Source organism: Rhodoferax sp. GW821-FHT02C08 (assembly GCF_059421805.1).
In genome coordinates, this window is sequence record NZ_JBWKVR010000028.1 from 36,961 (window position 1) to 62,488 (window position 25,528).

Annotated in this window: 21 protein-coding genes and 1 tRNA gene; 8 read left to right on the forward strand and 14 right to left on the reverse strand. The window is 61.2% G+C overall.

From position 1 onward, the window contains the following. The first annotated feature begins 236 nt into the window (after positions 1 to 236). On the forward strand, positions 237 to 1,082 hold the full coding sequence (locus AC07VY_RS23500) for a symmetrical bis(5'-nucleosyl)-tetraphosphatase (RefSeq protein WP_495099606.1): 846 nt from the start codon (positions 237 to 239) through the stop codon (positions 1,080 to 1,082). 9 nt (positions 1,083 to 1,091) lie between these two features. Here AC07VY_RS23500 and AC07VY_RS23505 read toward each other — a convergent pair whose 3' ends face one another. The 8 genes from AC07VY_RS23505 to AC07VY_RS23540 form a co-directional block, all read right to left on the reverse strand. Then, positions 1,092 to 2,546: a DEAD/DEAH box helicase gene (locus tag AC07VY_RS23505; RefSeq protein WP_495099607.1), complete on the reverse strand. Its 1,455-nt coding sequence runs from the start codon at positions 2,544 to 2,546 to the stop codon at positions 1,092 to 1,094. A 170-nt stretch (positions 2,547 to 2,716) separates the two neighbouring features. Next, positions 2,717 to 5,137 (reverse strand): endopeptidase La, encoded by a 2,421-nt coding sequence (lon, locus tag AC07VY_RS23510; protein WP_495077344.1) that lies wholly within the window; start codon positions 5,135 to 5,137, stop codon positions 2,717 to 2,719. A 120-nt stretch (positions 5,138 to 5,257) separates the two neighbouring features. Beyond that, positions 5,258 to 6,523, reverse strand: a complete 1,266-nt coding sequence (clpX, locus tag AC07VY_RS23515; RefSeq protein WP_495077343.1) for an ATP-dependent Clp protease ATP-binding subunit ClpX — start codon at positions 6,521 to 6,523, stop codon at positions 5,258 to 5,260. Between the two features lie 103 nt (positions 6,524 to 6,626). Further along, entirely contained in the window at positions 6,627 to 7,247 is a 621-nt protein-coding gene (clpP, locus tag AC07VY_RS23520) for an ATP-dependent Clp endopeptidase proteolytic subunit ClpP (RefSeq protein ID WP_490593529.1), read from the reverse strand. Positions 7,248 to 7,337: 90 nt separating this feature from the next. Then, positions 7,338 to 8,648 (reverse strand): trigger factor, encoded by a 1,311-nt coding sequence (gene tig / locus AC07VY_RS23525; protein WP_495099608.1) that lies wholly within the window; start codon positions 8,646 to 8,648, stop codon positions 7,338 to 7,340. Positions 8,649 to 8,670: 22 nt separating this feature from the next. Next, positions 8,671 to 8,757 (reverse strand) — tRNA-Leu (locus AC07VY_RS23530). A 142-nt stretch (positions 8,758 to 8,899) separates the two neighbouring features. Further along, positions 8,900 to 12,091 carry an efflux RND transporter permease subunit gene (locus AC07VY_RS23535; protein WP_495099609.1) on the reverse strand — a complete coding sequence of 1,064 codons (3,192 nt, stop codon included), beginning with the start codon at positions 12,089 to 12,091 and terminating at the stop codon, positions 8,900 to 8,902. Between the two features lie 8 nt (positions 12,092 to 12,099). Further along, positions 12,100 to 13,311, reverse strand: a complete 1,212-nt coding sequence (locus tag AC07VY_RS23540) for an efflux RND transporter periplasmic adaptor subunit (protein ID WP_495099610.1) — start codon at positions 13,309 to 13,311, stop codon at positions 12,100 to 12,102. Between the two features lie 57 nt (positions 13,312 to 13,368). Here AC07VY_RS23540 and hpnC point away from each other — a divergent pair, with 57 nt between their 5' ends. The 3 genes from hpnC to hpnE are packed head-to-tail and all read left to right on the forward strand — an operon-like array spanning position 13,369 to position 16,398. Continuing rightward, entirely contained in the window at positions 13,369 to 14,274 is a 906-nt protein-coding gene (gene hpnC / locus AC07VY_RS23545; RefSeq protein WP_495099611.1) for a squalene synthase HpnC, read from the forward strand. Positions 14,275 to 14,290: 16 nt separating this feature from the next. Further along, entirely contained in the window at positions 14,291 to 15,130 is an 840-nt protein-coding gene (gene hpnD, locus AC07VY_RS23550; RefSeq protein ID WP_495077338.1) for a presqualene diphosphate synthase HpnD, read from the forward strand. After that, entirely contained in the window at positions 15,127 to 16,398 is a 1,272-nt protein-coding gene (gene hpnE, locus AC07VY_RS23555) for a hydroxysqualene dehydroxylase HpnE (RefSeq protein WP_495099612.1), read from the forward strand. The genes hpnD and hpnE overlap by 4 nt, the downstream gene beginning before the upstream one ends. Positions 16,399 to 16,404: 6 nt before the next feature. Here the strand turns inward: hpnE and AC07VY_RS23560 are convergent, their stop codons facing one another. The 6 genes from AC07VY_RS23560 to AC07VY_RS23585 all read right to left on the reverse strand — a co-directional run bounded on the left by AC07VY_RS23560 (position 16,405) and on the right by AC07VY_RS23585 (position 21,771). Continuing rightward, positions 16,405 to 16,872 carry a ferritin-like domain-containing protein gene (locus AC07VY_RS23560; RefSeq protein WP_495077336.1) on the reverse strand — a complete coding sequence of 156 codons (468 nt, stop codon included), beginning with the start codon at positions 16,870 to 16,872 and terminating at the stop codon, positions 16,405 to 16,407. A gap of 207 nt (positions 16,873 to 17,079) precedes the next feature. Further along, positions 17,080 to 17,550, reverse strand: a complete 471-nt coding sequence (locus AC07VY_RS23565) for a RidA family protein (RefSeq protein ID WP_495099613.1) — start codon at positions 17,548 to 17,550, stop codon at positions 17,080 to 17,082. Next, entirely contained in the window at positions 17,547 to 18,143 is a 597-nt protein-coding gene (locus AC07VY_RS23570; protein WP_495099614.1) for an NAD(P)H-dependent oxidoreductase, read from the reverse strand. The genes AC07VY_RS23565 and AC07VY_RS23570 overlap by 4 nt, the downstream gene beginning before the upstream one ends. A gap of 120 nt (positions 18,144 to 18,263) precedes the next feature. Continuing rightward, the gene (locus tag AC07VY_RS23575) at positions 18,264 to 19,454 is read right to left on the reverse strand and encodes an amidohydrolase family protein (protein WP_495099615.1); all 1,191 of its coding nucleotides are present in this window, start codon (positions 19,452 to 19,454) and stop codon (positions 18,264 to 18,266) included. 4 nt (positions 19,455 to 19,458) lie between these two features. Further along, on the reverse strand, positions 19,459 to 20,295 hold the full coding sequence (locus AC07VY_RS23580; RefSeq protein ID WP_495077332.1) for a creatininase family protein: 837 nt from the start codon (positions 20,293 to 20,295) through the stop codon (positions 19,459 to 19,461). Between the two features lie 33 nt (positions 20,296 to 20,328). Beyond that, positions 20,329 to 21,771 carry an FAD-binding oxidoreductase gene (locus tag AC07VY_RS23585; RefSeq protein ID WP_495099616.1) on the reverse strand — a complete coding sequence of 481 codons (1,443 nt, stop codon included), beginning with the start codon at positions 21,769 to 21,771 and terminating at the stop codon, positions 20,329 to 20,331. A gap of 174 nt (positions 21,772 to 21,945) precedes the next feature. Here AC07VY_RS23585 and AC07VY_RS23590 point away from each other — a divergent pair, with 174 nt between their 5' ends. From AC07VY_RS23590 to AC07VY_RS23605, 4 genes are all read left to right on the forward strand, one after another. Further along, positions 21,946 to 22,584 carry a TetR/AcrR family transcriptional regulator gene (locus AC07VY_RS23590; RefSeq protein WP_495099617.1) on the forward strand — a complete coding sequence of 213 codons (639 nt, stop codon included), beginning with the start codon at positions 21,946 to 21,948 and terminating at the stop codon, positions 22,582 to 22,584. A 144-nt stretch (positions 22,585 to 22,728) separates the two neighbouring features. Continuing rightward, positions 22,729 to 23,742 carry an ABC transporter substrate-binding protein gene (locus tag AC07VY_RS23595; protein WP_495077329.1) on the forward strand — a complete coding sequence of 338 codons (1,014 nt, stop codon included), beginning with the start codon at positions 22,729 to 22,731 and terminating at the stop codon, positions 23,740 to 23,742. A gap of 40 nt (positions 23,743 to 23,782) precedes the next feature. Then, positions 23,783 to 24,580, forward strand: coding sequence for an ABC transporter ATP-binding protein (locus tag AC07VY_RS23600; RefSeq protein ID WP_495099621.1), 798 nt, complete (start codon positions 23,783 to 23,785; stop codon positions 24,578 to 24,580). Then, positions 24,577 to 25,380 carry an ABC transporter permease gene (locus AC07VY_RS23605; protein ID WP_495099618.1) on the forward strand — a complete coding sequence of 268 codons (804 nt, stop codon included), beginning with the start codon at positions 24,577 to 24,579 and terminating at the stop codon, positions 25,378 to 25,380. The genes AC07VY_RS23600 and AC07VY_RS23605 overlap by 4 nt, the downstream gene beginning before the upstream one ends. Positions 25,381 to 25,528: the final 148 nt, after the last annotated feature.

Sequence of the window (25,528 nt, forward strand, 5' to 3'; positions counted from 1 at the left end):
CAAGGCCATATTGCCCATGCGGCGGATGTGCAGATGGAGCCCGACCAACTGGACCTTGTTGGATTGGATCGACATGGGGTGCTGGGTTAACAGGATACAGTCCACACCCATATACTTGCGACTGTGAAAGACGTGGGCTTCTTGACCCTTGCAATAGAACTGACGGCTCTTGAAGCAAAGAAAGATGCCGTCAAAAGCACAGGCTATGCGCGACTGATGAAATCGCTTCAAAACACGTGGCAATTTATTTAATTGGCGACATCCAGGGCTGCGATGCCCCGTTGCAACGCTTGCTGGACAGGCTGGATTTCTCCCCCAGCCGCGATACCCTTTACTTGCTGGGCGATCTGGTGAACCGAGGCCCCGCCTCGGCCCAGGTGCTGCGGCGCTTGATGGGCTACGGCGATGCCGCACGCTGCCTGCTGGGCAACCATGATCTGCATTTGCTGGCCGCGGCATACGGCATACGCCCTACGCACAGCCAAGACACCCTACAGGGCATTCTTGAAGCGCCAGACAGGCCCGCGTTGCTCGATTGGGTACGCCATCAGCGCCTCGCGATGCTGGAGCGCTTGCAAGGACAAGAAATCCTGATGGTGCACGCCGGCGTGCTACCTGGATGGAGCGCAGATCAAACCCTGGCTGTGGCCGCCGAAGTGGAAGCCGTTTTACGAGGCCCGGAGTTGGTGACATTTTTAGGTCAGATGTATGGCAACACGCCGGCCCAGTGGAACGACGACCTGCAAGGTGCGGATCGATTGCGCGTCATCGTGAATGCGCTCACACGGCTGCGTTTTTGCTCGGCCGACGGCCAGATGGAATTTGAAAGCAAAGAAGGTGCAGGCGGAGCGCCAGCTGGCTATATGCCCTGGTTTGACGTGCCAGGACGGCGCACAGCAAACACCACTGTTGCTTTTGGCCACTGGTCCACGTTGGGCTGGCTGGACCGCAGCGACGTGTTGTCGCTGGATACAGGCTGCGTTTGGGGAGGATGCCTGAGTGCGCTGAAGCTAGGCAACTCTACGGCGGACAACCAGCTGATCCAAATACGCTGCGAGCAAACGCAGCGCCCCGGCAACTAAAAAGCAAACTCAGGCCGACACAGAGTTGTCTATCGCCTTGAACAAGGCGGCGACTTTACGCTTGGGCTTGATATTGGCCGATATCCCCCGCACGGTCGCATGTTTGGCCGCAGCTTCCCAGGACGGAGCAGCATCGCTAGCAGCGGTTTGCTCATAAGGGCGGTCAAAAAATGGATCTCGTGGTGCTCCCGCTTGGCGGGGCGCGCGCGGCGCCGGACGCGGCGTATCCATCACATCCCGCGGATCATCGCCGCCCCAGGCACGGCGACCATCGTTGATGCGACCCTGCACGCGGATTTTGGGAATGTCTTCTTCAAACTCGATAGCTTCGAGTTCAATCTTGGTCTTGACCAGCTTTTCGATGTCGGCCACCAAACGGGCATCGCTGCCAGACACAAAGCTCACAGCCAGGCCCGATGCACCTGCACGACCAGTACGGCCAATGCGGTGCACATAGTCTTCGGCATTGAAAGGCACATCAAAGTTGAACACGGCAGGCACATCCTTGATGTCAAGACCCCGCGCAGCCACATCGGTACAAACCAGCAAATCGACTTCGCCCTTCTTGAAGGAGTCCAGGGCTTTCAGGCGTTCGTCCTGGCTCTTGTCGCCATGCAAGGCTGCAGTCTTCAAGCCTTCCTTTTCCAGCGAACGGGCCAGGCGTGCGCAGCCCAGCTTGCTGTTCACAAAGACAAAGGCCTGCTTCAGGCCACGGGTTTTTAACACCTGGTGCAAGGCACGGCGCTTATCGTCTGCGTTGATGCTATAGAAATGCTGCTCCACGGTCGACGCCGTGGCATTGGAGCGGGCCACTTCGATAGTGACTGGGTCCTGCAGATAACTGCTGGCCAGACGCTTAATTTCAGAAGAAAACGTTGCCGAAAACAGCAAGGTCGTGCGCTGCTTAGGCAGATAGCTCAAGATACGCTGTAGATCCGGCAGGAAGCCGATATCCAGCATACGGTCGGCTTCGTCCAGCACCACGTATTCCACCTGGTTCAGAACCGCATTCTTGGCCTCGATATGGTCAAGCAAACGGCCTGGGGTCGCGACCAGAATTTCTACGCCTTTTTTCAATTCCAGTGTTTGCGGCTTCATGTCCATGCCACCAAATACAACCGCACTGCGCAGATTCGTATATTTGGCGTAAGACTTCACGGCCTGGGCAACCTGGTCGGCCAGCTCGCGCGTAGGCAGCAAGACCAAGGCCCGCACAGGATGGCGTGCTGGCGAAGTAGACGGGTTCTCATGCTTCAGCATGCGCTGCAGCAAGGGCAACGAAAACGCCGCCGTTTTACCGGTTCCGGTTTGGGCTGCTCCCATTACATCGCGCCCCTGCAAAACCACAGGAATGGCTTGCGCCTGAATCGGCGTCATCGACGTATAGCCCATGTCGGCCACGGCACGTGACAAGGGTTCTGCAAGCTGCAGTTGCGAGAAAGAATCCAGGGGGGTATCGCTCATCAAATCCAGAGGTAAGTAGCTATTCAAACAATAGCAAATTGCACCCACGCGACGTGGGCAAACCCCGATTATCCCTGAAAACGCAAAAACCGCTTTTTAAGCGTGCATTGGCACACGCTTTGAAAGTGCAAAACTGGCGGAAACCTGGGCCTCCGCCAGCCTTAAACGGTCTAGTGTTTGACCGGCACCACAGGTGTTACGGCAGCTTCCAGCGCAGGAGCCACGGCCACAGGTTCTTCATCCGGCAAAGCCTGGGGCATGCGCTCCAATGCTAGCTCCAGAACCTGATCAATCCATTTGACGGGAACGATCTCCAGCCCATTCTTTACGTTAGCCGGAATGTCTTGCAAGTCTTTGGCGTTTTCCTCGGGAATTAACACCGTCTTGATGCCACCACGCAGCGCAGCCAACAGCTTTTCCTTCAGGCCTCCGATGGCAGTAACCTCGCCACGCAAGGTAATTTCACCGGTCATGGCAACGTCGCCACGGACCGGGATGCCCGTCAATGCAGACACAAAAGCCGTCGTCATTGCAGCTCCCGCACTAGGGCCATCCTTGGGCGTTGCGCCATCAGGCACATGGATATGGATGTCCTTCTTCTCGAACACCTCATCCTTGATACCCAGGCGCTTCGACCGGCTACGCACCACGGTACGAGCGGCCTCCACCGACTCTTTCATCACATCGCCCAGCGAACCGGTACGGGTGATTACGCCCTTCCCCGGCATGATGGCGGCTTCAATGGTCAGCAAATCGCCACCTACCTCGGTCCACGCCAAGCCGACGACCTGACCGATCTGGTTCTTTTCTTCAGCACGGCCATAGGTGTACTTTTGCACACCCAGGTACTCATTCAGGTTGTCCGCCGTCACCTTGACCTGCGCAGTCATTTGCTTGAGCAGAAGCCCCTTGACGACCTTGCGGCAAATCTTGGAGAGTTCGCGTTCCAATGAACGCACGCCTGCTTCACGGGTGTAATAACGCACGATGTCACGAACGGCATCTGGCGTAAGCAATAGCTCCTCTTCCTTCAAACCATTGTTCTTCAACTGCTTGGGCAACAGGTACTTGACGGCAATATTCGTCTTCTCGTCTTCCGTGTATCCGGCAAGACGGATGACTTCCATGCGATCCAGCAAGGCAGAAGGAATATTCATGGAATTCGACGTTGCGACAAACATTACATCGCTCAAATCGAAATCCACCTCTACATAATGGTCGCCGAAGGTATGGTTTTGCTCCGGATCCAGCACTTCGAGCAAGGCGCTGGACGGATCACCCCTGAAGTCTGTCCCCAGCTTGTCGATTTCGTCCAGTAAAAACAGCGGGTTGCGCGTGCCAATCTTGTTCAGGCTTTGCAAAACCTTACCAGGCAGTGCACCGATATAGGTGCGCCGATGACCGCGAATCTCCGCTTCATCACGCATGCCGCCCAAGGCCATTCGCACATATTTTCGCCCTGTCGCCTTGGCGATCGATTGCCCCAAAGATGTCTTGCCCACACCCGGAGGGCCAACCAAGCACAAGATCGGCGCCTTGACCTTGTCCACGCGCTGTTGCACTGCTAAATATTCCAGGATGCGATCCTTGACCTTGTCCAACCCGAAGTGGTCTTCGTTCAATACCTCTTCCGCATTACGCAAATCGTGCTTGATCTTGGTCTTCTTGCTCCAAGGTAAAGCGGTCAGCACATCAATGTAGTTACGCACCACCGTCGCTTCAGCCGACATGGGAGACATCAGCTTGAGCTTTTTCAGCTCGCTCTCAGCCTTCTTCAATGCCTCCTTGGGCATTTTCGCCAGCTTGATCTTCTTTTCGATCTCGTCGATGTCTGCGCCCTCTTCCCCTTCGCCTAGCTCCTTTTGAATGGCCTTGACCTGCTCATTCAAATAGAAGTCGCGTTGGTTCTTCTCCATCTGACGCTTGACGCGGCCACGGATCTTCTTGTCAACGTTCAGAATATCCACTTCACGCTCAAGCTGACCATACAGGTTTTCCAAACGTTCGCGCACGTCGGACAAATCCAACACAACCTGCTTGCTATCCAACTTGAGCGGCAAATGCGCAGCAATGGTGTCCGCCAGACGGCCTGGATCATCAATGCTGGAAATGGACGTCAGAATTTCGGGTGGAATCTTCTTATTGAGCTTGACGTACTGGTCGAACTGCTGCATCACAGCACGGCGCAATGCCTCGATCTCCGTCGTTTTATGTGCAACCGCCGACGCAACCACCGGCGTGATGCTGGCCACAAAATGTGACTCGCCATCTTCAATACGATTTACCGTCGCACGCTGCTGACCTTCCACCAGCACTTTCACCGTGCCATCAGGAAGCTTCAGCATCTGCAAGATTGTGGAAATGCAACCCACATCAAACATGTCAGCTACAGAAGGCTCATCTTTCGCTGCAGCCTTCTGCGCCACCAGCATGATGCGGCGTTCGGCCTCCATCGCAGCTTCCAGCGCCTTGATACTTTTGGGACGCCCAACAAAGAGAGGGATCACCATATGAGGGAAGACCACCACGTCGCGCAAAGGCAGCAAGGGCAAGTCGATCGGCTCGGCAGGTAGGGAAATGTGTCCGGACATGAAGATCCTTTATGTAACCTGTTGAATATGGACTTCTAGCGGCGATTTTCAAGCCACCCTCGCCGCCTAAACCGCAGCAGGGCAGAAAAGATGCATCCACCCAGGACGCAACACTTCGTCTCAGGCCTTCTTAGCGGCTTCGCGGTACACCAGGAGCGGCGGCTTGTTCTCGTCAATTGTGGATTCATCCACAACAACCTTGTCCACATTGTGGTTGGTGGGCAAATCAAACATCGTATCGATGAGCGACTGCTCCAGTATCGAGCGCAAACCACGCGCCCCCGTCTTGCGCGCCAGAGCCTTCTTGGCAATGGCTTTCAAGGCAGATGGACGAATTTCCAAATCCACACCCTCCATAGCCAGCAACTTGCTGTATTGCTTCACCAAGGCGTTCTTGGGCTCCGTCAGGATCTGAACCAGCGCGTCTTCACTTAGTTCCGCCAGGGTGGCCACCACAGGCATACGCCCGACCAGTTCGGGAATCAAACCGAACTTGATCAAATCCTCCGGCTCCACCTCGCGAAACACCTCGGTCAGGCTGCGTTGCTCCTTGCTTTTGACAGTAGCGCCAAAGCCAATACCCGAGGATTCGGTGCGGTTACCAATGACTTTTTCAAGTCCAGAGAAAGCGCCACCCAGAATAAACAGAATATTGGTCGTATCGACCTGCAAAAAATCCTGGTTAGGATGTTTGCGCCCACCTTGCGGGGGCACACTGGCCATCGTACCTTCGATGAGTTTCAACAAGGCCTGCTGCACGCCTTCGCCAGACACGTCTCGGGTAATGGAGGGGTTGTCCGATTTTCGTGAAATCTTGTCGATTTCGTCGATATACACAATGCCGCGCTGGGCACGCTCAACTTCGTAGTTGCAGCTTTGCAGCAGCTTGGCCACGATGTTTTCCACGTCTTCACCCACATAGCCGGCTTCCGTCAGCGTGGTCGCGTCCGCCATCACAAACGGCACATCCAGCATGCGCGCCAATGTTTGCGCCAGCAAGGTCTTCCCGGAACCCGTAGGGCCTATCAGGAGAATATTGCTCTTGGCCAGCTCGACATCGTCCTTCTTAGCACTTTCCTTGTGGCGCAGGCGCTTGTAATGGTTGTAGACCGCCACAGCCAAAGTCCGCTTGGCAACATTCTGGCCAATGACATAGTTATCAAGGTTGTTCTTGATATCCAGCGGCGTAGGCAGCGCAGCTCCGGCCTCGCGAGACTCGGTCCCGGCGGGCAGCTCATCACGGATGATGTCGTTGCACAGGTCGATACATTCGTCACAAATGAATACCGACGGTCCTGCGATCAGCTTCTTGACTTCATGCTGGCTTTTGCCACAGAAGGAGCAGTACAGAGTTTTTTCGCTGGAGGAGCCTTTTTTTTCGGCCATGGAGAAATGCCTTTTCAGTCGTTGCTGAATGATAACCAAATAAAAACGGCGCTTTCCTTTCCAGAAAACGCCGTTAGGGGCCGCAAAGCCTCTTGTTTTATGCTCAGGGCCGCTTGCTGATCACCTCGTCCACCAAGCCATAGGTCTTGGCTTCATCGGCAAACATGAAGTAGTCACGCTCCGTGTCGCGCTCGATCTTCTCGATGGGCTGACCGGTGCGCTCCGCCAAGATGCGGTTCAACTGGTCCCGGGTTTTCAAGATGTCACGCGCATGAATTTCGATATCAGTGGCCTGACCTTGTGCGCCGCCCGAAGGTTGATGGATCATCACACGCGAATTTGGCAAGGAGAAACGCTTACCCTTGGCACCAGCCGCCAGCAAGAACGCGCCCATGCTGGCAGCCATGCCCACGCACAAAGTGGACACATCAGGCTTGATGAACTGCATGGTGTCGTAAATCGCCATACCAGCCGTCACGGAACCGCCAGGCGAGTTGATGTAGAACGAGATGTCCTTGTCGGGATTTTCACTTTCCAGGAACAGCAGCTGCGCCACCACCAGATTGGCAGTCTGGTCATTGACCGGGCCGACCAGGAAAATCACGCGCTCCTTGAGCAGGCGCGAATAAATATCGTACGAACGTTCACCACGCCCCGACTGCTCGATGACCATGGGCACCATGCCAAGGCCTTGAATTTCTTGTGTGCTATTACGGATGAACATGGTGTATTTACCTTATTGAAGAGCCATCACAAATAAATAAGGGCTTGCGCCAGAAACACAAGCCCTCTTTGTACCAAATCCGGCAGCAGACTAGTTCTGACCCATCAGCTCGTCAAATGCAACGGCCTTGTCAACGACCTGGGCCTTGCCCAGAACGAAGTCGGTCACATTGCTTTCAATCACGATGGCTTCGACTTCGGCCAGACGCTGGTTGTCGCTGTAGTACCAACGCACGACATCGGCTGGCTTCTCGTAGCTGGAAGCCAGCTCTTCGATATGGGCCTTGATTTGTTCCGTCGTGGCTAGCAGAGCATTGCTGCGAACCAGTTCTGCAACCACCAGGCCCAGACGCACGCGGCGCTCCGCCTGGGGACGGAACACGTCATCAGGGATCGGCGCCTTGTCAGCGTCCTTGATGCCGCGTTGCTTCAGGTCAGCACGTGCGGACTCCACCATGCGGTTCAGTTCCGACTGCACGCTGGCGTTTGGCAGATCGAGTTCAGCCTTGGCAATCAGCGCATCCATCACGGCTTGCTTGTTGCGCGCCAACACGCGGAACTTGACTTCGCGCTCGAGGTTCTTGCGGATATCGGCACGCAGACCTTCGACGGTGGCGTCGGCGATGCCCAGCGACTTGGCCAAAGCCTCATTCACTTCTGGCAGGTGGGCAGCTTCGATCTTGTTGACCGTGACCATGAAGTCAGCTTGCTTGCCGGCCACGTCCTTGCCGTGGTAGTCGGCAGGGAACGCCAGAGGGAAAGTACGGCTTTCACCGGACTTCATGCCACGCACGGCGTCTTCGAATTCCTTCAGCATCTGGCCTTCGCCAACCAGGAATTGGAAGGCTTCAGCCTTGCCGCCCTGGAAAGTTTCGCCATCGATCTTGCCTTCGAAGTCAACAGTCACGCGGTCACCATCTTCAGCGGGGGCATCGGCCGCGCGCTGTGCGAAGGTGCGGCGCTGTTTGCGCAGAATTTCAACCGTCTTGTCGATCGCGCCGTCGTCCACAACGGCGGAAATCTTTTCCACCTGGGCCGTTGCCAGATCACCGATCTTGACTTCAGGGAACACTTCGAAGATGGCGTCAAAAGCCATTTGACCTTCGGGAGATTGTTCGTTTTCACTGATACGGGGCTGGCCGGCCACACGCAACTTGGCTTCATTGGCAGCAACAGCAAAAGCCTCGCCCACCTTGTCGTTCATCACTTCGTAATGCACGGAATAACCATAGCGCTGCGCCACCACGTTCATGGGCACTTTGCCTGGACGGAAGCCGTCCATCTTGACAGTGCGCGCCATCTTCTTGAGACGGGTAGCCACTTCGTTCTGGATCACTTCCACTGGCAGGGACAACGTAATCTTACGTTCCAGCTTTTCAAGGGTTTCAACAGTAACTGCCATCAGGGTCTCGTATAAAAAAGTGTGGTGCGCGGGGGGGGACTCGAACCCCCACACCATTGCTGGCGTCAGGACCTAAACCTGGTGCGTCTACCAATTTCGCCACCCGCGCAAATACAGAACTAAACAGACGACTAAACAAGGCACCCAATAGCGCATCGCATAAAACCGTCTGCTGGAAATCGGTCAGCCCTCTATTTTAGCGCGCTTCAAACCCGATTTTTAGCGTACCCCGGAAACCGCCGTTGGGCGGTTCAAGGGCGGCCTTCGTGGCTTGCTGGGCGCTTCACCCGGAACCAGGCGGCATACATGGCAGGCAAAGACAGCAGGGTCAGCACCGTTGCCACAATCAACCCGCCCATGATGGCGACCGCCATGGGCCCCCAGAACACCGAGCGCGATAACGGAATCATGGCCAGCACGGCCGCTGCGGCGGTCAGCACAATTGGCCGCAGACGCCCCACGGCGGACTCGACGATCGCATCCCAGGTCGGCACGCCACGGGCCCGCTCATGCTCGATCTGGTCGATCAAAATCACCGAATTTCGCTGGATCATGCCCATCAACGCGATCACGCCCAACAAGGCCACGAAGCCAAAAGGACGTCCCAGCGCCAGCAGCGCACCCGCCACGCCGGCAATGCCCAGCGGACCGGTCAAAAACACCAGCATGGCCCGGCTGAAGCTCTGCAGTTGCAGCATGAGCAAGGTAAACGTCAAAAACAGCATGACAGGGACGCCCGCCACGATGGAATCCGAGCCCTTGCTACTCTCCTCCACTGCACCTGCCACCTCAATGCGGTAGGCAGTCAAGCCCTTGGCCGCCCATTGTGCTTCCAGCTTTTTCAATGCCGGCAGCAGCTCGTTGGTGACCGTGGCACCCTGCAATCCCTCGGGGATATCCGCCTGCACCGTGATGGCGAAGTCGCGGTTTTCACGCCACATCACACCCGGCTCCCAATCGAACACGGGCTGTGCCACCTGTAGCAAGGGGACGGATTGACCCGTCGCCGTTGGCAAATAAGCATTGCCAATATCGGTGATGACGCTGCGCTCGTCCAAAGGCTGGCGCATGACAATGTCGATCAGCTTGTCACCCTCACGGAACTGCCCGACCGTGGTGCCGCTCAGAATGGTCTTGGCTGCCTGCGCAATGGACTGGCTGCTCACACCCAGCGCCAAAGCCTTGGTCTGGTCGATCTGCAAACGCATGACCTTGACCGACTCATTCCAGTTGTCATTCACTCCGCGCGTATTGGCGCTCTCGCGCATCACCGCCTTGACCTCGTCCGCGCGCAAGCGCAAAACCTTGGGGTCGGCACCGACAACTCGGAACTGCACCGGATAGGACACCGGTGGGCCGGTGGACAAAAGCTTGGTGCGGCCCCGGACTTCCGGGAATTCGGCGGCCAGCAAAGCCGGCAGCTTGGCGCGCAGAATTTCGCGCTGCTGCAGGTCCTTGGACATAAGAAGGAACTGCGTCACGTTCGTCTGGGGAAATATCTGGTCCAGCGGCAAGAAGAAGCGCGGCAAGCCCGAACCGACCCATTCGGTTACCGTGCTCACACCCGGCTCCTTAAGTAAACGGGCTTCCAGGCGCTTGGTGGTCGCCTCGTTGGCCGCGAAAGAAGTGCCCTCGGGAAACCAGATGTCGATCAATATCTCCGGCCGGCTGGAATCCGGAAAGAACTGCTGTTGCACCCGCCCCATGCCCACAATACCCAGGGCAAAAATCAGCAGGGTGGCCGCGATCGTGAGCCAGCGGTGCAGCACGCACCAATGCACCAGGCGACGAAAACGGTTGTAGAAGGGCGAGTTGAACGTTTCATGAACGACAGGCTCCTCACCCGACTGCGCAGCTTGGACGTGCGGCGGGGCCTTGAGCAGCAACACCCCCAGGTAGGGCACGAAGTACACCGACACCACCCAGCTGATCAGCAAAGCCAGCACGGTCACGGCAAAAATGGCAAAGGTGTATTCACCCGTGGTGGACTTGGCGATGCCAATGGGCAAAAAGCCGGCCGCCGTGATCAACGTGCCTGTCAGCATGGGCATGGCGGTAATCTCGTACGCGAAGGTGGCCGCGCGCACCTTGTCGTAGCCCTCCTCCATCTTGCGCACCATCATCTCCACGGCAATGATGGCGTCGTCCACCAGCAGACCCAGCGCAATGATCAGCGAGCCCAGCGAAATCTTGTGCAGACCGATTCCCCAGTACCACATGCCCAGAAAGGTCACGCCCAGCACCAGCGGAATGGTGATGGCCACCACCAGGCCTGGCCGTATGTCCAGGGTGTAGCTACGCCAGAATGGGTGGCTGCCAGGACGCTTGTGCAGGCCCAGGCTGATGAAGCTGACCGCCAGCACGATCACCACGGCTTCGACCAATACGTGGATGAACTCGTTGACCGAAGTGCTCACCGTCTTGGGTTGGTCCTGCACCTGGGCCAGCAACACGCCAGCGGGCAAATTTGCACCAATCTTCTTGACGGCAAGGTCCAAGGCCTTGCCCATGGCAATGATGTCCCCACCCTTGGCCATGGACACACCCACGGTAATCACCTCCTTGCCCTGGTGGCGCACCTTGACGCTCGGCGGATCTATATAGCCACGACGGACATCGGCAAGATCCCCCAGGCGGAACTGGCGACCGGACGCCACGGCCGGCCGGATAGGCATGGCGCGCAACTGGTCCAACGATGCAAACTGCCCGGCCACGCGCACCTGCACCACGTCCAGCGGGGTCTGTACCGTGCCGGCGCTCTCCACCGCGTTCTGCTGGCCCAGCTGGGCCAGCACCTGGTTCAAATCCAGCCCCAGCTGGGCCAGGCGCTTTTGGGATATCTCGATGTAGACCTTCTCATCCTGCACACCGAAGAGGTCCACCTTGGCCACGTCCGGTACGCGCAGCAGTTGCTGGCGCACATCATCGGCAAAATCCTTCACCTCGGCGCTACTGAAGCCGTCCGACTCCAGCGCGTAAATCACGCCATACACGTCACCAAAATCGTCATTGAAAAACGGCCCCTGCACACCGGGCGGCAAGGTGTAACGCATGTCGCCGATCATCTTGCGCACGACGTACCAGCTGTTGGTGACGTCATTACCGCGGATTGCCTCCTTCACATAAAAGATGATCTGCGACTCGCCCGGCTTGGAATAGCTGCGAATCTTGTCGGCATACGGCACCCCCTGCAGGGTGCGCTCCAACTTGTCCGTCACCTGCTCGGCCACCTGCTGGGTCGTCGCCCCGGGCCAATAGGTGCGCACCACCATTGCACGGAAAGTAAAAGGCGGGTCCTCATCTTGCCCCAGCTGGAAATAGGAGGCAAAGCCCAACACCATCAGCACCACCATCAGGTAGCGGGTCAGCGCCGCGTGCTCCAGCGCCCATTTGGAAAGATTGAAGCCCGGCTTGGCCGGAGTGGAATGGTCGGCTTGTGTCATCTAAAAACTCACTTGGCCGCTGAAGCCGACAGGGCCGCAGGAGTTGCACTTGCTGCACTTACTGCAGAATTCATAGCTGCTTGCGCACGTATATCCTGCGCTACAGGCTCTTTTGGCACATAAACCGAAACCTTCTGCCCCGGGGCCAGCACATGCACACCGGCCGTCACCACCTGCATGCCCGGCGCCAGGCCGCTGGCCAGCACTACCTCGTTACCGTCGGCCGTGGCCACCACCACGGGCTGCGACTTCACCGTCATGCTGGCGGTATCCAGCACCCAAACCGCCGTGCTGCCATTGGCTTCCTGCTTGAGGGCGCTGGTGGGCAGCTTGATCACCGGCACGCCACCGCGGGTCAGCGATGCCAGCACCACCGATACCGTGGTACCCAGGGGCGGCGCCGTTTGCGCATCGATCGCCACCTTGACCAGGAAGGTCCGGGTCGCCGGATCGGCACTGGCCGCCACCTCACGCACCGTACCGGCCAGCTTGGTGTCTGAGGACCAGACCCGCACCTCCACGGCCGAGCCCAGCTTGACGCTGGCAACCCGGTCCTCCGGCACCGAGAACACCACGTCGCGCGCACCGTCCCGGGCCACCTTCAGCACCGGCGCGCCGCCGGCCACCACCTGGCCGGGCTCGGCAGACACCGCTGTCACCACGCCAGCCACATCCGACACCAGGCGGGTGTAGGCCGCCTGATTGCCCTGAGAAGATAGCTGCGCCTGGGCCTGCTCCACCTGGGCCTGGGCAGCCTTGAGCGTGCTGTCGCGCCGCTCCAGCTCGGCGCTGCTGATGAAGTTCTGGTCCTTCAGCTCCTTGTAGCGCTTGTAGTCGGCATTGGCCAGGTCGCGGTTGGTGGTGGCCGCAGCCACCTGGGCGCGGGCGGCATCGGCCGCCAGCTTGTAATCCTGCGGGTCCAACTGGGCCAGCACCTGGCCCACTTTTACGCGCTGGCCCAGCTCGGCCTGGCGCTGGAGGATCTTGCCCGCCACCCGAAAGCCCAGCACCGACTCCACCTGCGGCCGCACCTCGCCCGCGAATTCAAACTGGGCCCCCATGTCACCCAGCGCCACCGTCATCACCTTGACGGCGCGCACCGGCTCGGGCGCCGACTGCGGCTTGGAGCAAGCAGCCGCCAGCAGGGCCGCAGCGACCCAGATGGCGCCCATGCGGAACGACGGACGCAAAACATGCGACGAAGAAGAATGCTGGGGCATAACAAACCTACTGAAAACTGCGGGGGATTGAATTACTGACTGACTGGTTAGTAATTTATGGGAATGGGGCCAGCATGTCAAGCGACAATCCGGGCCGTGAAAGCCCTAGACCCATCCCAAAATGCTACCCCACAAACCACCAGCCACTACGAAAACTTCCCCGTAGCGTCCATCCTGTGCCCAGCCCGGCTGCGTCCGCCCATCGCGGCGATCTACTGGTTCGCCCGCACCGCCGACGACATTGCCGATGAAGGCACGGCCCCGCCACCGCAGCGCCTGGACGACCTAGCCGCCTACCGCGCCGATCTGGCCTCCGTGGCCGCGGGCCGCGCACCCTCGCCACGCTGGCAGCGGGTGTTTGTACCGCTGCAAGCCACCATGGCGCAATTCGCCCTGCCCGAGCAGCTTCTAGCCGACCTGCTCAGCGCCTTCACCCAGGATGTCATCAAGACCCGCGACCAGGCCGGCTACGCCGACCGCGCCGAGCTGCTGGACTACTGCCAGCGCTCCGCCGCCCCGGTAGGCCGCCTGCTGCTGCATCTCTATGGTGTGAACGACGCCACCTCCCTGCGGCACAGTGATGCCATCTGCAACGCCCTGCAGCTGATCAACTTCTGGCAGGACCTGAGCCTGGACCTGCCGCGCGGCCGCTACTACCTGCCACAAGACCGCAGCCTGCACCATGGTGTGGACGCGCAAGCCCTGCAACAAAACCCGCAAAGCCCCGCGCTCACCGCCCTGACCGCCGAGAACGTGGCCTGGGCCCGCGCGCTGATGGCCAGCGGCGCCCCGCTGGTGCACCGCGTGCCCGGCCGTGCCGGCTGGGAGCTGCGCCTGGTGGTGCAAGGCGGCCTGCGCATCCTGGACAAAATCGAGGCCCTGGGTTTCGCCACCCGCCACATCCGGCCGAAAGTCAGCGGCTGGGATGTCCCGCTGATGCTTTGGCGCGCGGTTTGGATGTGACAATCAGCATCTATATATGACCCCCGAGCAATACGTCCAAGAAAAAGCCGCCTCGTCCGGCAGCAGTTTTTATTACGCCTTCCTGTTCCTGCCCAAGCAGCGGCGGGCCGCCATCACCGCTTTCTATGCCTTCTGCCGCGAGGTGGATGATGTGGTCGACGAAACCACCGATCCCGGCGTCGCCGCCACCAAGCTGGCCTGGTGGCAGACCGAAGTGAGCAGCGCCTTTGCCGGCAAACCCACCCACCCGGTGATGCAGGCCCTGATGCCGCTGGCGGCCGAGTTCAAGATCGAACCGCGCCATCTGCACGCCATCATCGATGGCTGCCAGATGGACCTGGAGCAGACCCGCTACCTGGACTTCCCCGGCCTGCAGCGCTACTGCCATCTGGTGGCCGGCGTGGTGGGTGAGGTGTCGGCGCAAATATTTGGCCAGACCGACCCCGCCACCACCCAGTACGCCCATACCCTGGGCCTGGCCTTCCAGATGACCAACATCATCCGCGACGTAGGTGAAGACGCCCTGATGGGCCGCATCTACCTGCCGGTGAACGAGCTGCAGCAGTTCGACGTGAAGGCCCACGAAATCCTCAAGCGCACCTATTCCGAGCGCTTCGTCGCCCTGATGCGCTTCCAGGCCGAACGCGCCCACGGCCTGTACGAACAGGCCTTCGCCATGCTGCCCGCCGCCGACCGCCGCGCCCAAAAGCCCGGCCTGATGATGGCCAGCATCTACCGCACCCTGCTGCGCGAAATCGAGGCCGACAACTTCCAGGTGCTGCACCAGCGCGTCAGCCTCACGCCGCTGCGCAAGCTCTGGCTGGCGTGGAAAGTCCAGGCGCTCAACAAACTATGAAAGTCGCGGTGATCGGCGCCGGCTGGGCCGGCTTGGCCGCCGCCGTCACTGCCACCCAAGCGGGCCACCACGCTACAGTTTTCGAAGCATCTCGCGCACTGGGTGGGCGCGCTAGAGCCCTGTTTGACACAGGAAACCCGGACGGCCTGGACAATGGCCAGCACATCCTCATTGGAGCTTACGCCGAAACCCTGCGGCTGATGGAAATCGTGGGCGTGGATGCTGACCAAGCCCTGCTGCGCCTGCCGCTGACCCTGCTGTTCCCCGACGGCCAGGGCCTACGCCTGCCCAGCCTGCCCGCGCCCTTCGACGCCATGGCGGGCATCCTGTGCGCACGCGGCTGGGGCTGGGCCGACAAGGCAACTCTGCTGCGTACCGCCGTGGGCTGGCAGTTGGCCGGCTTCCGCTGCCGGGCAGAACAGTCGGTGGCCGATCTGTGCGCACCACTCACATCGCGCGTCACGGCCGAGCTGATCGAGCCGTTGTGCGTGGCCGCGCTCAACACCCCGGCCGCGCAATCCAGCGGCCAGGTGTTTCTGCGGGTGATCAAGGATTCGCTGTTTGGCGCACCGGGTGGATCGAACCTGCTGCTGCCCCGGGTGAACCTGGGCGCCCTGTTCCCCCTGCCCGCCGTGGACTGGCTGCAGCGGCATGGCGCCAGCGTTAAAACCGGGCAGCGCGTGCACCACATTGCCCCCGAAGGCAGCCAATGGTGGGTGGATGGCGCCGCCTTCGACCACCTGCTGCTGGCTTGCCCGCCCTGGGAGGCCGCACGCCTGGTCGCGGCCAGCGGTATCGCGGGTACAGCGGCCGATGCCTGGCTGCAGCACACCCAGGCCCTGCGGTTTGAGGCGATAGCCACCGTCTACGCCCATAGCGGCGCACGGCTGGCCCAACCCATGCTGTCGCTGCGCGGCGATACGTCAAACCCTGCCCAGTTTGTGTTTGACCGCGGCCAGCTTGGCGGCCCGGCCGGCCTGCTGGCCTTTGTGGCCAGTGCCAGCCAGGGCGACCGGCAAGCGCTGGAGGATGCAGTCATCGCCCAGGGCAAGGCGCAACTGGGTCTGCGCGATCTGCGCCCCGTGCGCACCGTGGTGGAAAAACGTGCCACCTTTGCCTGCACGCCCGGCCTGCAACGCCCAGCACAACGCATTGCGTCTGGTCTGGACGCCTGCGGCGACTATGTGGACGGGCCCTACCCCGCAACGCTAGAGGGCGCGGTGCGCAGCGGTGTGGCGGCTGTGCAGTCACTGTCCACTAAAACCTGAACTGACTTAGGCGCGTTCCTTGTACTGGTCGCGCAGGGCCTTGATCTGGTCGTGGTTTGCCTGGGTACCCCTCATCTGGCGCTCAACCAGTACGCGCACGTCGTTCGGCAGCACGTGCTTCATGGCCTTGCGGTAGTGCGCTAGAGCCATGTCCTCGCCGCGCTCGCACTCGTCCAGGATCGCGTAGTCGCTGTTACCGCTGAGCAGGCCACGCACAGCGGCCCAGCCCCGCTGCACCGCACCACCGGCGGTACCGCCTTCTTCCGGCGTGCCACCGAGGTCCAGCACCTGCGCATACAGCTCCAGCGCCGCAGATGTGCACTCCTTGGAACGCTGCTCAAAAATGGCTTTCAGCTCGGGGTTGGACGTGCGACTGGCACAGGCGTTAAAGCCGTATTCACCGTCGCGACAAGTCTCCAGCAACTCGTTGAGCGTGGAAACCACGGCTTGATCGATATCGGATGTGGTTTGCATACTTGACTCCTTAGGAAAATGGAACACACAGGACCGGCTTGGCCCATGGAGTCCATCTTGGACCTGTTGGCGGCCGATGTACGTCAGCCATACAAGTGCATGCCCGTAGGAGGATGCCCCGCATCCCAGCGGTCAAGAGCAGCCAAATAGCTATAAATTAAATAGCTACCCGCGCAGATGGAATATGCGCAAACGCCATTATTTTCATTATTTTTTCTGCGGCAAATAGGCCGTGGCCTCCACCTCCACCAGCACCGCGTCGCTGGGCAAAAAGCGCGATACCTCCACCACGGTGCTAACCGGCGGCTCGGAGAAAAACTGGCTGCGCACGCGGTTGTAGTGGGGGTAGTCGCGCAGGTCGCGGAAGTACTGCACCAGCTTGAATACGTCGGACATCTGGCCGCCCTCGGCCTCGATCAGTTGGCGGATGCGCTCCAGCACAAACCAGCTCTGCGTCAGGATGGGCGCCTCGAAGATGTCCACCGACATCTGGCCGGTTTCGCCCAGTTGGGCGCGCACGGCGGGCGGCACGTCGGCATAGCTGGACACCACCTTGCGCGCCACCGGGTCCACCGCGATCACGCCGCTCATGAAGATGAAATCACCCACGCGTTTGCAGGCGGCATAGTTGGCCAGCGGCTGGCCTATGGGTTGGCTGGATGTAGAGGTGTTGCTCATGGCATGGCTCTCAAGGTATGCGCCACCCGCTGCAGAAAGCGGCTGCAGTCCTCGCGGGTGACGTGGTTCATGTTGTACATCTGCAGCCAGGTGGTGCGACAGCGCAGGGCAAAGGTGGCGCGCAGGCCGCGCAGAAACAGGCGCCGCCCGGGGTTGCCAATGGCGAACAACCACCAGCGTGGCGAGCCGCTGGTGGTCACCACTGTCAGCCGGCGGATGTGGCGCATGCCGGCCTGGGCCGGCAGCCCCCTGGACTTGGCTGGCAAAAAGGCCACGCCCGGCAGCCAGACACGCTCCAACCAGCCCTTGAGCATGGCCGGCGGGCCGTAAAACCAGGTAGGGAAGACGAACACCAGGTGCTCGGCCCAGCGGATGTTGTCCACATGCTGGGCCACCCGCGCCTGCAGCAGGCCGGTGTTATCCAGATAGGCCACGCGCTCCTCGCAGCTCATGACGGGCTGGAAGTTCTCGGCATACAGGTCGGTACGGCGCATTTCGTGACCGGCCTCGCTCAGCGCCTGGCAGGTGGTATGGAACAGAGCCGTGTTGAAGCTCTGCGGATTGGGGTGGCAATGGACAACCAAGGTGCGCACGGCAAGATAACCATTCACGCTGGGCCAGCAAGCTGGGGCCCAGGCCAGGCCTGGCGAGGCGGTGAAGAAACCGGGTACCAGCCCATCGCCAGGCAGGTGGCCAGTACCCGGTGGGGAACCTCAATCTCGCAGCACCTGCCCGCCACGCAGCACCGTGCGCTGGCGCGCGCGCGGGGTCAGCAGCTCGTAGCCGTTGCGCGCAGCCAGCACCACTAGGTCGGCCGGGCAGCCAGGGGCGATGCGGCCGTCCCAGGCTAGGCCCAGGGCGGCAGCCGGGTGGGTGGTGATGCTGGCCAGCCAGTCCTGCGCCGGCGCCAGGTGGGCCATCTGCACGCCCAGGGCAAAGCTGTCCAGCATGTCGTAGCTGCCATAGGGGTAAAACGCGTCTGCTACGTTATCTGTAGCTATGCACGCAGGTATTCCGTGCGCTGCAGCCTCTTTTAACCTTGTAATTCCACGTTCCACCGGCGTGCCATCCCAGGCGCCTTGCAGGTACAGATTGGTGGTGGGCAGGGCCACTATGTGGATGCCGGCCTGGGCGCACAGAGCGAGCGTGTCCTGCGCCTGGGCCACGGGCTGGGCGGACAAGGAACACACATGGCCGCACACCACCCGGCCCTGCAGACCGTAGTCCAGCGTGAGCTGCGCAATGCTGTGCAAGCCGGTGGCGTCTGCGTCCAGACCTTCGTCCACATGAAAGTCCAGCGCCAGGCCGTATTGCTTGGCCAGCGTGAACACGCGCTGCAGCTTGGCTTGCAATTCGGCATTGCGGTAGACAAAAGCTCCCAGCACGCCACCGCCTGTGCGTACGGACTGGGCAATGGCATCGCCCACGGCGGCGTCGGCAAACAAGTCCAGCGGGGTCAGCGACACCCATTGCAGATCGACGCGGCCACGCCAGGTAGCCTGCACTTGGGCGAACACCGGCAAGGCGGCAGGCGCTGCGGCCTGCTCCCAGTTCAGGTGCGTGCGCATGGCACGGGTGCCGCAGGCATAGGCCTCCTGCAGGGCACGTTCCATGCGCGGCTGCAGCGTGGCCACACCCTCGTCTGCCATGAAGCGGCCCATGCGGGTAATGGCGGTCATCAGGTCGCCCTCGGCGCCGCCTACGGACTCGACCGCGTAATTTTTGTCCAGATGCACATGGGCATCAACGTAGGCGCTGAGCAACATGCCCTGGGGCGGGCCGGCCACCGGGGTGATCGCAGCCACTACCGGGCCCTGCAGGGTGATATCAAAAGCCTGGTCGGCGGGCGCATGAGACGCGAAGCCGCGCAGGCACAAAGGGATGGCTAGGCTGTGGAGCTGCATGGGGCTATAGCGGCAGGCCGTGCTGTGGGCGCAAGGTGTCCAGCGGCAGGCTGGAGACTTCTTGCAGCATGCGCACCAGCTGCTGGGCGGCGGCCTCGATCACGCGCAAGCCCTTGTCGGCCGTGGCCAGTGTGGCGTTGCCGGCGGCGCCCATGGGGTTGTAGTCCTGGATCTGCCAGGCCAGCTTGGCGCTGCGGCCATCGCCCACCAGCGGGTAATCACGCGCGCGCTGCTGGGCGCTGGAGACAAAGTCACGCGCCTGCGCCATGTCCACGTATTCAGGCCGGGTGGCTAGCAGCATGGAGGTTTCCATATCGCCGGCATGGATGCCGAAGCGGTGCTCCTCGGGGCTGAACAGCGACTCCACCTCGGCCGGCAGCGGCAGACTGAACCAGTTGCTGCTGAACACCTGCATGCCGTGGCGCACGCGCAGGTCGCGCGCCACGATGTCCATCACCGTGATCTGCCCGCCGTGCGAGTTGAACAGCACCAGCTTGCGGATGCCGGTGCGCGCCACGCAGTCGCCCAGCTCCATCCAGACGCGGATCAGCGTCTCCACGCCCAAGGTCAGCGTGCCCGGAAAAGCCTGGTGCTCGTTGCTCTTGCCGACCTGCTGGGTGGGCAGGAACAGCACCGGCAGATCGGCGGGCAGCTGGGGCACGGCGGCGGCGATCACGCTGTCCACAATGGTGGTGTCCACGCTCACCGGCAGGTGCGGGCCGTGCTGCTCAATGGCAGCCACCGGCAGCACCGCCACCACGGAACCCACATCGGCCGAGGCCTGGATGTGCGCGAAATCACGGGTCGTCAAATCGGCCCAGAACGCTGACTTCAGCTGCATAGAGACATTCCCTTTTGTCGATTTAACACGTACTCAGGCCCGCGCCATGTCGGGCGTCCAGCCACGGGTCTTGCCGGGGTTCATCAGGCCGTGCGGGTCGGCTTCTTTCTTGAAGTCGATCTGCGCCGTGTCGATGACCTTCATGCCGCCGTCTTCGATGGTGTAGACATGGTTGTCGAACACCGCACAGCCATCGGCCTCGAATTCGGCAATGATTTCGTACAGCCGTTCGCGGTCAAAGTAAGCCACCAGCGGCAGGCCGAACACCACAGGGCCGTGGCGGTCGCGGCCAAACTCGTGGTGCATCAGCACCTCGTTGTCCCAGTGCTGCATCTGGCGCTCGATCAACGCCACATCCAGCGGCCAGGCGTGGACGGTTTGCAGATTGGTCCAGCTGCGGTCGTGCCGCAAGGCCATCAGCGTGGTGTGGTTCCAGCCGCATTCGAAGGCCGGTATCAGCTTCTGCGCGGTCAGCGCCTCTTCGGTCAGGGCCATGGTTTCCACGCCACCGTGCTGCGCCACCATGGCGCGCCAGCGCTCCAGGTAGTCGGGGTGAACCATGGAGAACACGGCGTCCCGGTCGGCCGGGAAACGCGCGCCAAAAGCCTCGGCGTAGTACGGGGCAAAGCGCCGCTCCACCGCGGTGATAAGGAAGGCGTCCAGCACATCGGCCTGGGGTGGCCCGCCGTCCAGCGGCACGGTCTGCGCCAGGGCTTCGGTCGCGGCCACGCCCATGCGCAGGGCCTGGCCATAGCTTTCAAACAGGGCGATGTGGTGTACCCATTCCACGGCGGGCTGCAGGCCCAGCGTGAGGGTGGTGACGATGCCATTGGTGCCAAAGGCGTGGTGCACCTTTTGAATATCCGCGCCCTGCAGCGTGACGACGCGGGGCTCGGCCTCCACCGTCACCACGCGTACCTGGGTTACGTTGCCGGGGTCTTTCAGGATGCCGTTGCGCGCCGAGCCCACGCCGCCGTAGCCGCCGCCGATGAAGCCGCCAATGGTGGCGATGTCACGCGTGCTGGGGTACATCAGCAATTGCTGGCCACCGGGCACACAAGGGTCCGCATGCACGGCCCGCTCCAGGTCCAGGATCAGGATACCGGCCTCGCACTGCACCTGGCCGGGGCGGATGGACAGCACGCGGTTCAGCCCGGTCATGTCCAGAATCACCCCGCCTTCCAGCGGCACACATTGGCCGTAGTTGCCAGTGCCGCCGCCGCGCAGCGTGAGCGTGATGCGGTGCCGCGCCGCCGCACTGGCCACGCAAATGACCTCGGCCTCGTTCGCAGGCTTGACCCAGACCTCGCCTAGCTTGTCGCCCAGCGCCTCTTGAAGCAAGGGGCTGTACCAGAAGTAATCCTTGCTCTTGGTGCCAAGCAGGCCGGGGTTCTGCGACTGCTCGATGCCGGCAATATCGGCCAGGAAAGCCGTCAACGAAGCAGCGATAGAAGTGGCCAGAGTGGGGCTGGGCATGGGCGTCTACATCCTTTGTGCAACAAGGGCTTGGGGCAATTTACTTCAGCCATGCAACTTTCAGACCAATTGGTCAAACTCATCAGTCACATTTATTTTGACCCCGCTGCGGCCAGCGCCCTACGTACACTCGGCCCACTTGAACGAACCGATTTCAACAGCTGTCATCCGCGCATGAGCCCACCTTCCTCCCCCTCTTCCGCAACCCGGCCCGGGCGCGCGCAAATCATGGCGCAGATCCGCGAGGCAGCGATTGCCGAGTTCAGCCTGCACGGCTTCAAAGGCGTGTCCACCCAGATGATTGCCCAGCGCGCGGGCATCACCAAGCAGCAGCTGCACTACTACATCAAGGGCAAGGAGCATTTGTACGAAGAGCTGCTGTTTGGTCTGTTGAAAAACTGGACCGATGCGTTCACCTTCGACCACCATACCGAAGACCCGCGCCACACCCTGGCCCACTACATCCGCACCAAGCTCGATTACGCGCTGGACCAGCCCGAGCTGTCACGCCTGTTCACCAATGAGGTGCTCAGCGGTGGCACCAATTTGGAGAAATACTGGCCAATAGCGGTGCGCGACACGAACAAGGCAGTCGCCGCCATCCAGCACTGGATGGACCGCGGCCTGATGCGCCGCATGGACCCGCATCTGCTGCTGATGCACATCTGGGCCATGACCCAGCACTATGCCGACTATGGCGTACAGGCCCGGGTGATGCTGGGGCTGGAGGCCAACGCCGCCCTGCCGCGCGAGCAGATCGCCGACGAGCTGGTAAACCTGGTTTTGCTCGGCTGCGGTCTGCCGGCGCTGTAAGCCGCCAAGAAGGCGTAGCACGCCACCGGCGGTGGCTTGGCACATGTTTTGCGTAATTTGTCCAAGTGGTCAAACCGTCCAGTCTCTGGCGCGAATGACGCTTATACCGGTTTCTCAACCCACTGCCACGACGGAGTCTTACCCATGTCCCTCGCACGCCGCACCTACCCACCCGCCCTAAGCCGCTTATTCGCCACCGCCCTGGCCTGCATCGCCTGCGCCCCCGGGCTGACCCAGGCCCAGAGCACCGAGAAGTTCATCTACATGACCGACTGGTTTGCCCAGGCCGAGCACGGCGGCTTCTACCAGGCGATTGCCGACGGCACCTACAAGAAATACGGGCTGGACGTGACCGTCAAGATGGGTGGCCCGCAGGTCAACCAGATCCAGATCATGGCCGCCGGCCAGGCCGACTGCGTGATGGCCTCCAGCGACTTCCAGGTCATGCAGATCCGCGAAAGCGGTGTGCCTATCGTGGCCGTGGCCGCCATGTTCCAGAAGAACCCGCAGGTCTTCGTGGCCCATGACGATGTGAAAAAGATGGAAGACCTGAAGGGCAAGACCCTGCTGATCTCGTCCACCGCAGGCCGCGACTATTGGGCCTGGGTCAAAGCCAAATACGGCCTGACTGACGCGCAGACACGGCCCTACACCTTCAACATCCAGCCCTTCCTGGCCGACAAGAACGTGGCCCAGCAGGGTTATTTGACCTCCGAGCCCTATGCCATCCAGAAGGCCGGCGTAAAGGCCACCACCCTGCTGTTCAGCGACTTTGGCTACCCCGCTTACTCCACCACCATCTCCTGCATGGAGAAGACGCTGAAGGACCGCAACAAGGCCGTGGCCGCCTTCGTTAAAGGCTCGGCCGAAGGCTGGAAGAACTACCTGAAAGACCCGGCCCTGGGCAACGCCCTGATCAAGAAAGAAAACCCCGACATGACCGATGACCAGCTGAGCTACAGCGTGGCCAAGCTGAAGGAAACCGGCCTGGTCACCGGTGGCGACGCGGCCACGCTGGGCATAGGCGTGATCACCGATGCGCGCGCCAAGGCCAGCTACGACTTCCTGGTCGGCGCCAAGCTGCTGGACCCAGCCAAGGTGCCGCTGGCCAAGGCCTACACCACCGAGTTCGTCAAAGACCTGAAGGTCATGCCCTAAGCGGCGTAGCAGCAGTACCCCCGCCCCCACCATGACGAACATGCCACCACCCGTGCCCACGCCCGCCATCCCGGCCATCGAAGTGTTGTCTGCCGAGATGGTCTACCCGAACGGCACGCGGGCCCTGCAGCCGGTACAGCTGAGCGTGGCCGAGGGTGAATTCGTCACCCTGCTTGGCCCCTCGGGCTGCGGCAAAAGCACGTTGCTGAAAATGGTGGCCGGCCTGCTGCAGCCCAGCGATGGCCGCCTGTTGCTGTGGCGCAAGCCGGTGGACCAGATGCACGGCAGCGCGCACAAGCTGGCCTTTGTGTTCCAGTCTCCCACGCTGATGCCCTGGGCCAGCGTCGCCACCAATGTGCGCCTGCCGCTGGACCTGGCCGACGTGCCACGCGCCCAGGCGCAAGAGCGGGTGGACGACGCCCTCGCTTTGGTCGGCCTCAGCGGCTTTGCCCAGGCACTGCCGCGCACGCTGTCGGGTGGCATGCAGATGCGCGTGTCCATCGCGCGCGGCCTGGCCACCCAGCCCGACTTGCTGCTGATGGACGAGCCCTTTGGCGCGCTGGACGAAATCACCCGCCATAAGCTGGACGCCGAGTTGCTGGAGCTGTGGCAGAAGAAAAAGCTCACCGTGGTGTTCGTCACCCACTCCATCCACGAAGCCGTGTTCCTGTCCACCCGCGTCGTCATGATGGCGGCACGGCCCGGCCGCGTGGTGGAGGAATTCCGCATCGACGAGCCCTACCCGCGCAAGGCGGACTTCATGGTCAGTCCGCAATTCAGCCGCTATGCCCAGCGGCTGCAGCACAGCCTGCTGCGCGCCAGCGAGGAGACCGCATGAAACCCACGCCCCTGCTCATGCGCGCCAACGTGCAGCGCGTTGTGTACCCCGGCATCATCGGCATCCTGGTGCTGGCCCTGTGGGAGGGTCTGGTGGTGGGACTGGAGCTGCCACCCTACCTGATACCGTCGCCCTTCCTGACCCTGCAGACCCTGGTGAGCGATAGCGCCGTACTGTTCGGCGCCCTGATGGTCACGCTGAAAATCACCCTGCTGTCCTTCCTGATGGCCGTCGTGCTGGGCGTGCTGGTGTCGTTTGTGTTTGTGCAGAACAAGGCCATCGAAACCGCGCTGTTCCCATACGCCGTGCTGCTGCAGGTCACGCCCATCGTGGCCATTGCGCCGCTGATCATCATCTGGGTAAAGGACCCCACGCTGTCCATGGTGTTATGCGCCACACTGGTGGCCCTGTTCCCCATCATCAGCAACACCACGCTGGGCCTGCGCAGCATCGACCCCGATCTGCAAAGCTACTTCCGCCTGAACCATGCCAGCCGCTGGAAGACCCTGGTCCGCCTGCGCATCCCCAGCGCCCTGCCGTATTTTTTTGGCGGGCTGCGCATCTCCAGCGGCCTGGCGTTGATAGGCGCAGTGGTGGCCGAATTTGTGGCCGGCACCGGCGGCACCGGCGGCGGCCTGGCCTACCAGATCCTGCAGGCGGGCTTCCAGCTCAACATCCCGCGCATGTTTGCCGCCCTGCTGTTGATCTCATTGACCGGCATCGCACTGTTCGCCGCCATGGCCTGGGCATCGCAACGAACCCTGCGCGGCTGGCACGCCAGCGAAAACCCCGGTAGTTGAACTGCGCGCAGGCGGCAGCCCATGCCCGCCCGGAAACGAAAGCGCCACAGCGCAGACCTCCCCCTTTTTAGGGACAAGCGGTTACAGCTGCTTTCGTAAATTGCCTGGGAGCACGGGATAGGGGCACATTTCGCGGCAAACTGCGGCC

Bases quoted from the DNA above. Each gene is read 5' to 3' on its own strand.
- AC07VY_RS23600 (WP_495099621.1), top strand. From the start codon at position 23,783: ATGCCACCACCCGTGCCCACGCCCGCCATCCCGGCCATCGAAGTGTTG.
- tig (WP_495099608.1), bottom strand. From the start codon at position 8,648: ATGGCAGTTACTGTTGAAACCCTTGAAAAGCTGGAACGTAAGATTACG.
- AC07VY_RS23505 (WP_495099607.1), bottom strand. From the start codon at position 2,546: ATGAGCGATACCCCCCTGGATTCTTTCTCGCAACTGCAGCTTGCAGAA.
- AC07VY_RS23575 (WP_495099615.1), bottom strand. From the start codon at position 19,454: ATGCAGCTCCACAGCCTAGCCATCCCTTTGTGCCTGCGCGGCTTCGCG.
- hpnD (WP_495077338.1), top strand. From the start codon at position 14,291: ATGACCCCCGAGCAATACGTCCAAGAAAAAGCCGCCTCGTCCGGCAGC.
- lon (WP_495077344.1), bottom strand. From the start codon at position 5,137: ATGTCCGGACACATTTCCCTACCTGCCGAGCCGATCGACTTGCCCTTG.
- AC07VY_RS23565 (WP_495099613.1), bottom strand. From the start codon at position 17,550: ATGAGCAACACCTCTACATCCAGCCAACCCATAGGCCAGCCGCTGGCC.
- AC07VY_RS23585 (WP_495099616.1), bottom strand. From the start codon at position 21,771: ATGCCCAGCCCCACTCTGGCCACTTCTATCGCTGCTTCGTTGACGGCT.
- AC07VY_RS23560 (WP_495077336.1), bottom strand. From the start codon at position 16,872: ATGCAAACCACATCCGATATCGATCAAGCCGTGGTTTCCACGCTCAAC.
- hpnE (WP_495099612.1), top strand. From the start codon at position 15,127: ATGAAAGTCGCGGTGATCGGCGCCGGCTGGGCCGGCTTGGCCGCCGCC.
- AC07VY_RS23580 (WP_495077332.1), bottom strand. From the start codon at position 20,295: ATGCAGCTGAAGTCAGCGTTCTGGGCCGATTTGACGACCCGTGATTTC.
- AC07VY_RS23540 (WP_495099610.1), bottom strand. From the start codon at position 13,311: ATGCCCCAGCATTCTTCTTCGTCGCATGTTTTGCGTCCGTCGTTCCGC.
- AC07VY_RS23535 (WP_495099609.1), bottom strand. From the start codon at position 12,091: ATGACACAAGCCGACCATTCCACTCCGGCCAAGCCGGGCTTCAATCTT.
- clpP (WP_490593529.1), bottom strand. From the start codon at position 7,247: ATGTTCATCCGTAATAGCACACAAGAAATTCAAGGCCTTGGCATGGTG.
- hpnC (WP_495099611.1), top strand. From the start codon at position 13,369: ATGGGAATGGGGCCAGCATGTCAAGCGACAATCCGGGCCGTGAAAGCC.
- clpX (WP_495077343.1), bottom strand. From the start codon at position 6,523: ATGGCCGAAAAAAAAGGCTCCTCCAGCGAAAAAACTCTGTACTGCTCC.
- AC07VY_RS23595 (WP_495077329.1), top strand. From the start codon at position 22,729: ATGTCCCTCGCACGCCGCACCTACCCACCCGCCCTAAGCCGCTTATTC.
- AC07VY_RS23605 (WP_495099618.1), top strand. From the start codon at position 24,577: ATGAAACCCACGCCCCTGCTCATGCGCGCCAACGTGCAGCGCGTTGTG.
- AC07VY_RS23590 (WP_495099617.1), top strand. From the start codon at position 21,946: ATGAGCCCACCTTCCTCCCCCTCTTCCGCAACCCGGCCCGGGCGCGCG.